Consider the following 12,279-nt stretch of genomic DNA (forward strand, 5'->3'; position numbering starts at 1 on the left):
CGGTAGGCGCTTATTGCAGTTGCTCGGCCAGCCATTGGTAGATGTCGTTCAGCTCTTCGACCACCACTTCGTGTTCCATCGGGTATTCGTGCCAGCGAGCGGCCACGCCCCAGGTGTTCAGGTACTCGAAGGCCGTGCGGCCCATCGACGGGATTACCACCGGGTCGTGCACGCCATGCAGGCACAGGGCCGGGGTGCGCTGCTGGCAGGCACTGAGCTGGTGCTGGTCGTTGAAAGTGGGGGCGTAGGTGGACAGGGCGATTACCCCGCCGAGTGCTTCTTGCCACTTTATATAAGCAGTGTGCAGTACCACGGCGCCGCCCTGGGAGAAACCGGCGAGGAAAATCCGCGACAGGCTGACGCCTTTGGCCTGCTCGGCCTTGATAAGGGCAACCACCTGGTCGGCAGATTCTTCCAGCTGCGCTTCGTCGATGGCGCGGGCGGGGGTCATGGCCTTGATGTCATACCAGCTGGGCATGGCGTAGCCGCCGTTGATGGTCACCGGGCGGGTCGGTGCCTGGGGCATGATGAAGCGTGTGCTGGGCAGGCGCTCCTGCATGAATTCGGCCACAGGTAGGAAGTCGTAACGGTCGGCACCCAGACCGTGCAACCAGATCACACAGGCGTCAGCGGTTTTCTGTGGCTCGAGAATCAGCGGGTTGGTCATGACTGCTCCGAAAGTGTGCGGGTCTTGTTATGGCGTGCGTGAAAAGAAGGCGCTGGAAATGATTGTCGGAAAAAGAATGTCGCAACGATACAACTTTCCCTACTTGACGAGCGCTTAAACGCTACAGCCAGAAAATTTGGTACGCGCTTTGCAATTCAACCTGTGATGCAAAGGGCAGGCCGTGACGGTAACACCCTTTGTAAGCGAAGGCTGTCACAGAACAGTCCATTGCGCCAATTGACCCAATAACAAGCCAATACGGGTCGGACATGCCTCAAAAGGGTGCGGTGCAATTCCGGCTCGATACAACAAGAGCGATTTGGAGGTAGTGAATGAACGTGTTGAAAACCACCCTGGCAGTCCTCACCGCTGCCGCCGCGCTGGGCGCCGTGAGCACTGCCCAGGCCGGCGCCACCCTGGATGCGGTAAAGAAGAAGGGCTTCGTCCAGTGTGGCGTGAGCGACGGTCTTCCAGGCTTCTCGGTACCTGATGCGCAGGGCAAGATCGTCGGCATCGACGCCGATGTGTGCCGCGCCGTGGCCGCCGCCGTGTTCGGCGACGCGACCAAGGTCAAGTTCAGTCAGCTCAACGCTAAGGAACGCTTCACTGCGCTGCAGTCGGGCGAAGTCGATGTGCTGTCGCGCAACACCACCTGGACCAGCTCGCGCGATGCCGGCATGGGCCTGGTGTTCGCCGGTGTTACCTACTATGACGGTGTCGGCTTCCTGGTCAACAAGAAGCTCGGCGTTTCCAGCGCCAAGGAACTCGATGGCGCGACCATCTGTATCCAGGCAGGTACTACCACTGAGCTGAACGTGTCGGACTTCTTCCGTGCCAATGGCCTGAAGTACACCCCGATCACCTTCGATACCTCTGACGAAAGCGCCAAGTCGCTGGAGTCCGGCCGTTGCGACGTGCTGACTTCGGACAAGTCGCAGCTGTTCGCCCAGCGTTCCAAGCTGGCGGCGCCGACCGACTACGTCGTATTGCCGGAAACCATCTCCAAGGAGCCGCTGGGCCCGGTGGTGCGTAAAGGCGACGAAGAGTGGTTCAGCATCGTCAAGTGGACCCTGTTCGCCATGCTCAACGCCGAAGAGGCAGGCATCACGTCGAAGAACGTCGAGGCTGAAGCCAAAGCCACCAAGAACCCGGACGTTGCCCGCCTGCTGGGTGGCGACGGTGAGTACGGCAAGGACCTCAAGCTGCCCAAAGACTGGGTAGTGCAGATCGTCAAGCAAGTCGGCAACTACGGCGAAGTGTTCGAGAAGAACCTGGGCCAGAGCACCGACCTGAAGATCGACCGTGGCATGAACGCCCTGTGGAACAACGGCGGCATCCAGTACGCGCCACCCGTGCGCTGATGGTTGCACCCTGCGGCGGCATCCGGCCGCCGCAGGTTGTTCGAATCCCTATTTTTCGGGGCACTTCATGCAAAATCAAATTGGCGCACCCAAGGGCCTGTCCCTGAACGACCCGCGTGTGCGTGCCTGGCTGTTCCAGATACTCACGATCGTCTTGGTGGTGGGCCTGGGCTGGTACCTGTTCCACAACACCCAGACCAACCTGCAGCACCGGGGTATCACCTCGGGTTTCGACTTCCTCGACCGTAGCGCCGGCTTCGGCATCGCCCAGCATCTGATCCCCTATGTGGAATCCGACAGTTATGCGCGGGTGTTTGTCATCGGCCTGCTCAATACCCTGCTGGTAACCTTCATTGGCGTCATCCTGGCGACCATCCTGGGGTTCGTCATTGGGGTGGCGCGGTTGTCACCGAACTGGATGATCAACAAGCTGGCGACCGTGTATGTGGAAACCTTCCGCAACATTCCGCCGCTGCTGCAGATCCTGTTCTGGTACTTCGCCGTGTTCCTGACCCTGCCGGGACCGCGGGGCAGCATCAACATCGACGACATGTTCTTCATCAGCAACCGCGGCCTGAACATGCCTGGCGCGTCCATGGCCGAAGGCTTCTGGCCGTTCGCCGTGGCCCTGGCGGTGGCGATTGTCGCGATCGTGCTGATGGTGCGCTTCGCCAACAAGCGCTTCGACGAAACCGGCGTGCCGTTTCACAAGTTCTGGGTCGGGCTGGCCTTGTTCATCGTCATTCCAGGCCTGAGCGTGCTGCTGTTCGGCAGCCCGGTCAGCTGGGAAGTACCGCAGCTCAAGGGCTTCAACTTTGTCGGTGGCTGGGTGCTGATCCCCGAGCTGCTTGCGTTGACCCTGGCACTGACTATTTATACGGCTGCCTTCATCGCCGAAATCGTGCGCTCCGGTATCCGTTCGGTCAGCCATGGCCAGACCGAAGCCGCGCGCTCGCTCGGCCTGCGCGAGGGCCCGACCCTGCGCAAGGTGATCATCCCCCAGGCACTGCGGGTGATCATTCCGCCGCTGACCAGCCAGTACCTGAACCTGGCGAAGAACTCGTCGCTGGCGGCCGGTATCGGCTACCCGGAGATGGTCTCGCTGTTCGCCGGTACCGTACTCAACCAGACCGGCCAGGCCATCGAGGTGATTGCCATCACCATGAGTGTCTATCTCGCCATCAGCATCAGCATTTCGCTGCTGATGAACTGGTACAACAAGCGCATCGCGCTGATCGAGCGGTGAGGATACGCCCGTGAATGCCCATGTTTTCAAACCCGATATGCCGCCACCGGTGAAAACCGTCGGCGTACTCGCATGGATGCGTGCCAACCTGTTCTCGAGCTGGCTCAACACCTTGTTGACCCTGTTTGCCATCTACCTGGTGTGGCTGATCGTGCCGCCGTTGCTGCAGTGGGCATTGATCGACGCCAACTGGGTCGGCACCACCCGTGCCGACTGCACTAAGGAGGGCGCCTGCTGGGTGTTCGTGCAGCAGCGCTTCGGCCAGTTCATGTACGGCTACTACCCGGCCGAGTTGCGCTGGCGTGTGGACCTGACCGTGTGGCTTGCCGTGCTCGGTGCCGCACCGCTGTTCATCAAGCGCTTCCCGCGCAAGGCCTTCTACGGCTTGGGCTTCCTGGTGCTGTACCCGGTGCTGGCCTACACCTTGCTGCATGGCGGTGTGCTGGGCCTGGAAAGCGTACCGACCAGCCAGTGGGGTGGGCTGATGCTGACCCTGGTGATTGCCACGGTGGGTATCGTCGGCGCCTTGCCGCTGGGCATATTGCTGGCCCTGGGGCGGCGCTCGAAGATGCCGGCGGTGAAGGTGGTGTGCGTGACCTTCATCGAGTTCTGGCGCGGCGTGCCGCTGATCACCGTGCTGTTCATGTCCTCGGTGATGCTGCCGTTGTTCCTGCCCGAGGGCATGAGCTTCGACAAGCTGCTGCGGGCGATGATCGGTGTGATCCTGTTCCAGTCGGCGTACATCGCCGAGGTGGTGCGCGGTGGCCTGCAGGCCATTCCCAAGGGCCAGTACGAAGCTGCCGCGGCCATGGGCCTGGGCTACTGGCGGGCGATGGGCCTGGTGATTTTGCCGCAGGCGCTCAAGCTGGTGATCCCCGGCATCGTCAACACCTTCATTGCCCTGTTCAAGGACACCAGCCTGGTGATCATCATCGGCCTGTTCGACCTGCTGAACAGCGTCAAGCAAGCCGCCGCCGACCCGGCCTGGCTGGGCATGGCCACCGAGGGCTATGTGTTCGCCGCCCTGGTCTTCTGGATTTTCTGTTTCGGTATGTCCCGCTACTCCATGCACCTGGAGCGCAAGCTGGACACTGGCCACAAGCGTTAGGAGTTTCGAAATGAGTGAAGCGATCAAGCAGCCTGCCGGCCCCGAAGGCATCATCCAGATGCAGGGTGTGAACAAGTGGTACGGCCAGTTCCATGTGCTCAAGGACATCAACCTGAACGTGCGCCAGGGCGAGCGTATCGTGCTGTGCGGGCCGTCCGGTTCGGGCAAGTCCACCACCATCCGTTGCCTCAACCGCCTGGAAGAGCACCAGCAAGGGCGCATTGTGGTCGATGGCGTGGAGCTGACCAACGACCTCAAGCAGATCGAGGCCATCCGCCGCGAGGTGGGCATGGTGTTCCAGCACTTCAACCTGTTCCCGCACCTGAGCATCCTGGAGAACTGCACCCTGGCGCCAATGTGGGTGCGCAAGATGCCCCGGCGCAAGGCCGAGGAAATTGCCATGCATTACCTGGAGCGGGTGCGTATCCCTGAGCAGGCGCACAAGTACCCGGGGCAGTTGTCCGGTGGCCAGCAGCAGCGGGTGGCAATTGCCCGGGCGTTGTGCATGAAGCCGAAGATCATGCTGTTCGACGAACCGACCTCGGCACTGGACCCGGAAATGGTCAAGGAAGTGCTCGATACCATGGTCGGCCTGGCCGAGGATGGCATGACCATGCTCTGTGTCACCCACGAAATGGGCTTCGCCCGTACCGTGGCGAACCGGGTGATCTTCATGGACAAAGGGGAGATTGTGGAGCAAGCGGCACCGGATGACTTCTTCGACCGGCCGCGCAGTGACCGGACCCGGTTGTTCCTTAGCCAAATCCTGCATTGATGCTGTTGGGGCTGCTAACGCGGTCCCTGTAGGAGCGGCCTTGTGTCGCGATGGGGCGCGTAGCGGCCCCAGGATTCCAGCTTCGCAGCATTTATCCCTGGGGCCGCTACGCGCCCCATCGCGACACAAGGCCGCTCCTACACGGGGCGCGTACTGAGCCTTACTTCTCTTCTTGTGCAGCAGCCGGCGCCGGTGGCGGTCGCAGCCCCACCTCGGCCACCAGTTTCAGCTGCTGCCCATTACGCATCACCTCGATGGTGATCTTCTCGTTGGGCTTGATCCGCGCCACCTGGTTCATCGACTTACGCCCGTCACCGGCCGGTTCGCCGTTGATGCTCAGGATCACGTCACCCAGTTGCAGCCCGGCCTTGGCTGCCGGCCCTTCGCGGAAGATGCCCGCCACCACGATGCCCGGGCGGTCCTTCATGCCAAACGATTCGGCAAGCTCCTGGCTCAGCGGCTGCACTTCGATGCCCAGCCAGCCACGAATCACCTGGCCATGCTCGACGATCGACTTCATCACTTCCAGCGCCAGTTTCACCGGGATGGCAAAGCCGATGCCTTGCGAACCGCCAGACTTGGAGAAGATTGCAGTGTTGATGCCGACCAGATTGCCGTTGGCATCCACCAGCGCCCCCCCGGAGTTGCCCGGGTTGATCGCCGCATCGGTCTGGATGAAGTCTTCGTAGTTGTTCAGGCCCAACTGGTTACGGCCAGTGGCGCTGATGATGCCCATGGTCACGGTCTGGCCGACGCCGAACGGGTTGCCGATAGCCAGCGTCACGTCGCCGATGTGAATGGTGTCGGAACGGCCGATGGTAATGGCGGGCAGGTTCTTCAGGTCGATCTTCAGCACCGCCAGGTCGGTTTCCGGGTCGCTGCCGATCACCCGGGCCAGGGTTTCGCGGCCATCTTTCAGGGCCACGACGATCTGGTCGGCGCCGCTGGTGACGTGGTTGTTGGTCAGCAGGTAGCCTTCGGGGCTCATGATCACCGCCGAACCCAGGCTCGACTCCCAGCGGCGCTGCTTGGGCAAGTTGTCGCCGAAGAAGCGGCGGAACTGCGGGTCTTCGAACAGTGGGTGGGCGCTTTTGTTCACCACTTTAGTGGTGTACAGGTTGACCACCGCCGGGGCGGCGAGGGTCACGGCGTCGGCGTACGACACAGGGCCCTGCATGATCCGCGTGGTCTGCGGGGCCTGCTGCAGGTTGACGTCCTGGCTGGGCAGGCCGACCCACTCCGGGTAACGCTGGATGATCAGCATGGCGATCAGTACGCCGGTAAGCAGGGGCCAGCCAAAGTAACGCAACGCCTTGAACATGAACGGATCCTGGAAAGAGCGGGGGCCAGCGGCCGCGCGGTGGGGCATGAGCGCGCGCGATCATACACCGGTTCCCCCAGTGCCGGCGACGGCCCATAATGGCCGGCATTATACGGGCGTTCCCTCTGCGTTGTGCCCGGGAAAAGCGCAGTTTTCGAGGAGATTTTCATGGCCGTCGCTCTTAACACCCTGGTCGAGGAAGCCGAGCGTTACCTGGGCAGCGCGAAGATCCAGGATTATTGCCCCAACGGGTTACAGGTAGAAGGCCGGCCGCAGGTCAGCCGCATCGTCAGTGGCGTTACCGCCAGCCAGGCGCTGCTGGATGCGGCAGTCGAAGCCGAGGCCGACCTGGTGTTGGTACACCATGGCTACTTCTGGAAGGGCGAAAATCCTTGTATCACCGGCATCCGCCAGCGCCGGTTGAAGACCTTGCTGAACAACGACATCAGCCTGCTGGCGTTCCACTTGCCGCTGGATGTACACCCGGAGGTGGGCAACAACGTGCAACTGGCGCGGCAACTGGACATCACCGTCGAAGGGCCGCTGGACCCGGAGAACCTCAAGGTGGTCGGGCTGGTCGGCTCGCTGGCCGAGCCGATGACCGCGCGCGACTTTGCCCGGCGGGTGCAGGAAGTGCTGGGGCGTGAGCCGTTGCTGGTCGAAGGCGACCAGATGATTCGCCGGGTTGGCTGGTGCACCGGGGGCGGGCAGGGCTACATCGACACGGCGATTGCTGCCGGGGTCGATTTGTACCTGACCGGCGAGGCGTCGGAGCAGACCTATCACAGTGCCCGCGAGAATGGCGTCAGCTTCATTGCTGCCGGGCACCATGCCACCGAGCGCTATGGGGTGCAGGCGCTGGGTGAATACCTGGCGCGGCGGTTTGCCGTGGAGCACCTGTTCATCGATTGCCCGAATCCTATCTGACATCGGCGTCGCTCTCTTCGCGGGTGAACCCGCTCCCACAGGGATAGCATCAAGCCTGAGCCAGTGCAGTCCCTGTGGGAGCGGGTTTACCCGCGAAGAGGCCGGCCCTGCCAGCCAAACCCCCAGTCATATCGTTAGACCTTTTCGATCTAGCCAGCCTCCTAAATAGAAGCAGCCGCTGTGATAAAGTGGCTCGCTCGAACACGGCCCGCAGGCCGTCCATAAGATCGTTTTTCGTGAGTAGCCATGGTCGACAAACTGACGCACTTGAAACAGCTGGAGGCGGAAAGCATCCACATCATCCGCGAGGTGGCGGCCGAGTTCGACAACCCGGTAATGCTGTACTCGATCGGCAAGGATTCCGCCGTGATGCTGCACCTGGCGCGCAAGGCCTTCTTCCCGGGCAAGCTGCCGTTCCCGGTGATGCACGTCGACACCCAGTGGAAATTCCAGGAGATGTACAGCTTCCGCGACAAGATGGTCGAGGAAATGGGCCTGGAGCTGATCACCCACGTCAACCCTGAGGGTGTGGCGCAGGGCATCAACCCGTTCACCCATGGCAGCTCCAAGCACACCGACATCATGAAAACCCAGGGCCTGAAGCAGGCGCTGGACAAGCATGGTTTCGATGCCGCCTTCGGTGGCGCGCGCCGCGACGAAGAGAAGTCGCGGGCCAAGGAGCGTGTGTACTCGTTCCGTGACAGCAAGCACCGCTGGGACCCGAAGAACCAGCGCCCCGAGCTGTGGAACGTGTACAACGGCAAGGTCAACAAGGGCGAGTCGATCCGTGTCTTCCCGCTGTCGAACTGGACCGAGCTGGACATCTGGCAGTACATCTACCTTGAAGGCATCCCGATCGTGCCGCTGTACTTCGCCGCCGAGCGTGAAGTCATCGAGAAGAACGGCACCCTGATCATGATCGACGACGAGCGCATTCTCGAGCACCTCTCCGAGGAAGAGAAAGCCCGCATCGTCAAGAAGAAGGTGCGTTTCCGTACCCTCGGCTGCTACCCGCTCACGGGCGCTGTCGAGTCGGAAGCCGAAACGCTCACCGACATCATTCAGGAAATGCTCCTGACGCGCACTTCCGAGCGCCAGGGCCGGGTCATCGACCACGATGGCGCCGGTTCCATGGAAGACAAGAAACGTCAGGGCTACTTCTAATTTTCAGGGTTACTCCATGTCGCACCAATCCGATTTGATCAGCGAAGACATCCTCGCTTATCTGGCTCAGCACGAGCGTAAAGAACTGCTGCGTTTCCTCACCTGCGGCAACGTGGATGACGGCAAGAGCACCCTGATCGGGCGCCTGCTGCACGACTCCAAGATGATCTACGAGGACCACCTCGAGGCCATCACCCGTGACTCGAAAAAGTCCGGCACTACCGGCGAAGAAGTCGACCTGGCGCTGTTGGTAGACGGCCTGCAGGCCGAGCGTGAGCAGGGCATCACCATCGATGTCGCCTACCGCTACTTCTCCACCGCCAAGCGCAAGTTCATCATCGCCGACACCCCGGGCCACGAGCAGTACACCCGCAACATGGCCACCGGTGCGTCCACCTGCGACCTGGCGATCATCCTGGTCGATGCCCGCTACGGCGTGCAGACGCAGACCCGCCGCCACAGCTACATTGCCTCGTTGCTGGGCATCAAGCACATCGTGGTCGCGGTCAACAAGATGGACCTGAAAGGCTTCGATGAAGGCGTGTTCGAGTCGATCAAGGCCGACTACCTGAAGTTTGCCGAAGCCATCAACCTGACCCCGAGCAGCCTGCACTTCGTGCCGATGTCGGCGCTCAAGGGTGACAACGTGGTCAACCACAGCGAGCAGTCGCCGTGGTACAGCGGCCCGACGCTGATGGAAATCCTCGAAACCGTCGAGGTTTCGGCTGATCGCAACTTCACCGACCTGCGTTTCCCGGTGCAGTACGTCAACCGCCCAAACCTGAACTTCCGCGGCTTTGCCGGCACCCTCGCCAGCGGCGTGGTGCACAAGGGCGACGAAATCGTCGTGCTGCCGTCGGGCAAGAGCAGCCGGGTCAAGTCCATCGTCACCTACGAAGGTGAACTGGAAAACGCAGGTCCCGGCCAGGCCGTGACCCTGACCATGGAAGACGAGATCGACATCTCCCGTGGTGACCTGCTGGTACACGCCGACAACGTTCCACCGGTAACCGACCAGTTCGATGCCATGCTGGTGTGGATGGCCGAAGAGCCGATGCTCCCGGGTAAGAAGTACGACATCAAGCGCGCCACCAGCTACGTGCCGGGCTCGATTGCCAGCATCACCCACAAGGTTGATGTGAACACCCTCGAGAAGGACGCTGCCAGCGCCCTGCAGTTGAACGAGATTGGCCGCGTCAAGGTGTCCCTGGACAGCGCCATTGCCCTGGACGGTTACGACAGCAACCGCACCACCGGTGCGTTCATCGTCATCGACCGCCTGACCAACGGCACCGTCGGCGCCGGCATGATCATCGCCCAGCCAGTCCTGCCGCATGGCAGCACCGGCCAGCATGGCAAACTGGCCCACGTGTCCACCGAAGAGCGCGCCCTGCGCTTTGGTCAGCAGCCGGCCACCGTGCTGTTCAGCGGCCTGTCCGGCGCTGGCAAGAGCACCTTGGCCTATGCCGTAGAGCGCAAGCTGTTCGACATGGGCCGTGCGGTGTACGTGCTCGACGGCCAGAACCTGCGCCACGACCTGAACAAGGGCCTGCCACAGGACCGCGCCGGCCGCACCGAAAACTGGCGCCGCGCCGCCCATGTGGCGCGCCAGTTCAACGAAGCCGGCATGCTGACCCTGGCTGCGTTCGTTGCCCCGGACGCCGAAGGCCGCGAACAGGCCAAGGCACTCATCGGCAAGGAACGCCTGGTGACCGTTTACGTGCAGGCTTCGCCACTGGCCTGCCGCGAGCGTGACCCGCAAGGCCTGTATGCCGCCGGCGGCGACAACATCCCGGGCGAAAGCTTCCCGTTCGATGTGCCGCTGGACGCCGACCTGGTGATCGATACCCAGTCGATCAGCGTCGACGAAGGCGTGAAACTGGTGCTGGACGTGCTGCGTCAGCGGGGCGCGATCTAAGCGCTGGGCTGCGAGAAAAAACCCGCTTCGGCGGGTTTTTTTGTCACGCGTAAAGTGTTTCTTTTGCTGCGTGTAATGTCCACCCCTTTCTATTTCGTACTACAAGTCACGTCGCCTTTTCCTACAGCTATGGGAGAAGCGTCCGACTATTGAGTAGGAAACCGTTCGCTCACTCTGTGTGCTTCTGAGCATAAGGAGGCATAGCGATGAAGTTTTCCCCTCTTTTCGCAGGCTTGACGTTGGTATCGGCTGCTGGGTTATCGGGTATGGCACATGCAGATCTGGGCGCCAAATGCTGCCCTTTCAGTGATGAAAGACTGAAGACCGATATTGAGGTTTTGCTGAACTCCACGGACACCTTGCAGCAGATTCAAGGTGTACGGATGAAATGGATAGCGTCCGGTCGCAATGACATCGGGGTGATCGCACAGGACCTGCAGAAGGTCTATCCGGAGCTGGTGCATGAGAAGGATGGCCTGCTGACGGTGGACTACGAAAAGCTGGTTGCGCCTTTGATCGAGGCCGTCCGTGAGCTGGATCAGCGTGTAAAGACTTTGGAAAAGGCCGGCGACGCGCACCAGTAGCGGTTAAAAGATTCACCATTCCGGTGGGGCTGGGGGTATGGAGGGTCCACGGGCTGATGTTGAGCAAGCGCTTAAGTATGCGCATGAACTAGCGGAACGGGAATTTTTGCCCTATGCCCGAAAAAACCAGGACACGGCACTCTGGATGAGCTGGTGAATTGGCCAGTGCATTCAAGAGGCGTATTACCATGAGCGTGTTCCCGAAATACATCGACCTGTTCATTTGCCGCAGCGGCGGTGACGACGATGAAGGTGGGCATTCCTGGCGTAAGCCGTGAGCTGAAAAGGGGAGCCGCGCTGCCGCGGGTCCCCTGGACGACTCAGAAGTATCAAAAAAGGCCTCTTTCGAGGCCTTTTTCTATCGAGTGACCACGCACCCTGTGGGAGCGGGCGAGCCCGCGAAGAATGTGAAACGCCCATACTGCTTAACTGATGCCCGCTAAATCAAAGCGTCTATCGAATTCGCGGTATGTCAGTTGCAGCCTGTCAATCGGTAGGGAAGCTTCGCGTTACTCGGAAAGATCTCTGTCAGATATGTTTTTCCGACACCGGTATCACCCGTTTCTCCTTCACCGCCTTGTACGAAAAACTCGAATAGATCTCCTTCACCCCCGGCAACCGCTGCAGCACTTCGCGGGTGAATTCGCCGAACGACTCCAGGTCCCGCGCCAGGATCTCCAGCAAGAAGTCATAGCGCCCGGAAATGTTGTGGCAGGCGACAATCTCGGGAATTTTCATCAGACGCTGCTCAAACCCTACGAGGCATGCATGCTGTCAGTTGCTTTGGGAATCAATTTTTTCTGCCTTCTTGTAGGAAATTTCTGAAAAATTACTTTTTCGCCTGCTCTCCGTTGCGCGTGCGTTATTGGCGAACTAGTCTGGGGCTGTCGCTGAATATCAGTGAATGTTCGTTAGAAGAACTGCCATTTTTGGGGTGTATCTGTCACCCTTATACAAGGAGCGAGTCATGGAACAGAAGAACCGGCAAAATATGACGTCCCTTAATAGTAAGGACGCAGATAAAGTGCTCTTCACCCAAGAAGAGTTGCAGGCTTTAAGCGATGCTATCAATAAGTCCAAGACACGTGTTTCTGAAACCAAAGCGGCAAGTTGCGCCTACCACCGCTGAGCAAGCCCTGAAAAAGCAAGAAAGTCCTTTCTTGCTTTTTCCTTTTTCGGACATTGAGTTTCAGTTGTCTTCCAGGGAG

Annotated in this window: 11 protein-coding genes and 1 pseudogene; 9 read left to right on the top strand and 3 right to left on the bottom strand. The window is 60.5% G+C overall.

All coding sequences use genetic code 11. The features are described from left to right. Nucleotides 1–10: 10 nt before the first annotated feature. Nucleotides 11–667 (bottom strand): alpha/beta hydrolase, encoded by a 657-nt coding sequence (locus ACIP02_RS06640; protein ID WP_400614438.1) that lies wholly within the window; start codon nucleotides 665–667, stop codon nucleotides 11–13. Nucleotides 668–999: 332 nt separating this feature from the next. Between ACIP02_RS06640 and ACIP02_RS06645 the strand changes: the two genes are divergently transcribed. From ACIP02_RS06645 to ACIP02_RS06660, 4 genes are all read left to right on the top strand, one after another. After that, nucleotides 1,000–2,028 (top strand): amino acid ABC transporter substrate-binding protein, encoded by a 1,029-nt coding sequence (locus ACIP02_RS06645; protein ID WP_201201991.1) that lies wholly within the window; start codon nucleotides 1,000–1,002, stop codon nucleotides 2,026–2,028. A 67-nt stretch (nucleotides 2,029–2,095) separates the two neighbouring features. After that, a complete protein-coding gene (locus ACIP02_RS06650) occupies nucleotides 2,096–3,274 on the top strand; it encodes an amino acid ABC transporter permease (protein WP_400614441.1) in 1,179 nt (392 codons plus the stop codon). A 10-nt stretch (nucleotides 3,275–3,284) separates the two neighbouring features. Then, nucleotides 3,285–4,382 (top strand): amino acid ABC transporter permease, encoded by a 1,098-nt coding sequence (locus tag ACIP02_RS06655; protein WP_400614444.1) that lies wholly within the window; start codon nucleotides 3,285–3,287, stop codon nucleotides 4,380–4,382. A gap of 10 nt (nucleotides 4,383–4,392) precedes the next feature. Next, a complete protein-coding gene (locus tag ACIP02_RS06660; protein WP_016498022.1) occupies nucleotides 4,393–5,157 on the top strand; it encodes an amino acid ABC transporter ATP-binding protein in 765 nt (254 codons plus the stop codon). 160 nt (nucleotides 5,158–5,317) lie between these two features. On the opposite strand, the gene algW is transcribed toward ACIP02_RS06660, so the two are convergent. Next, entirely contained in the window at nucleotides 5,318–6,478 is a 1,161-nt protein-coding gene (gene algW / locus ACIP02_RS06665) for a Do family serine endopeptidase AlgW (RefSeq protein ID WP_400614447.1), read from the bottom strand. Between the two features lie 168 nt (nucleotides 6,479–6,646). Here algW and ACIP02_RS06670 point away from each other — a divergent pair, with 168 nt between their 5' ends. From ACIP02_RS06670 to ACIP02_RS06685, 4 genes are all read left to right on the top strand, one after another. Then, nucleotides 6,647–7,405 (top strand): Nif3-like dinuclear metal center hexameric protein, encoded by a 759-nt coding sequence (locus tag ACIP02_RS06670; RefSeq protein ID WP_400614449.1) that lies wholly within the window; start codon nucleotides 6,647–6,649, stop codon nucleotides 7,403–7,405. Between the two features lie 246 nt (nucleotides 7,406–7,651). Then, nucleotides 7,652–8,569, top strand: coding sequence for a sulfate adenylyltransferase subunit CysD (gene cysD / locus ACIP02_RS06675; protein ID WP_003251799.1), 918 nt, complete (start codon nucleotides 7,652–7,654; stop codon nucleotides 8,567–8,569). A gap of 16 nt (nucleotides 8,570–8,585) precedes the next feature. After that, nucleotides 8,586–10,487, top strand: coding sequence for a sulfate adenylyltransferase subunit CysN (gene cysN, locus ACIP02_RS06680; protein WP_400614451.1), 1,902 nt, complete (start codon nucleotides 8,586–8,588; stop codon nucleotides 10,485–10,487). A 206-nt stretch (nucleotides 10,488–10,693) separates the two neighbouring features. Next, nucleotides 10,694–11,071, top strand: a complete 378-nt coding sequence (locus ACIP02_RS06685) for a tail fiber domain-containing protein (protein WP_400614453.1) — start codon at nucleotides 10,694–10,696, stop codon at nucleotides 11,069–11,071. A gap of 528 nt (nucleotides 11,072–11,599) precedes the next feature. Here ACIP02_RS06685 and ACIP02_RS06690 read toward each other — a convergent pair. Next, nucleotides 11,600–11,830 (bottom strand): annotated as a pseudogene (locus tag ACIP02_RS06690) (Lrp/AsnC ligand binding domain-containing protein); the annotation flags it as partial. A gap of 208 nt (nucleotides 11,831–12,038) precedes the next feature. Between ACIP02_RS06690 and ACIP02_RS06695 the strand changes: the two are divergent. Then, nucleotides 12,039–12,200 carry a hypothetical protein gene (locus ACIP02_RS06695; protein ID WP_400614455.1) on the top strand — a complete coding sequence of 54 codons (162 nt, stop codon included), beginning with the start codon at nucleotides 12,039–12,041 and terminating at the stop codon, nucleotides 12,198–12,200. Nucleotides 12,201–12,279 lie beyond the last annotated feature (79 nt).

Source organism: Pseudomonas sp. NPDC089408 (assembly GCF_044749445.1).
In the GTDB taxonomy this organism is placed as follows: Bacteria; Pseudomonadota; Gammaproteobacteria; order Pseudomonadales; family Pseudomonadaceae; genus Aquipseudomonas.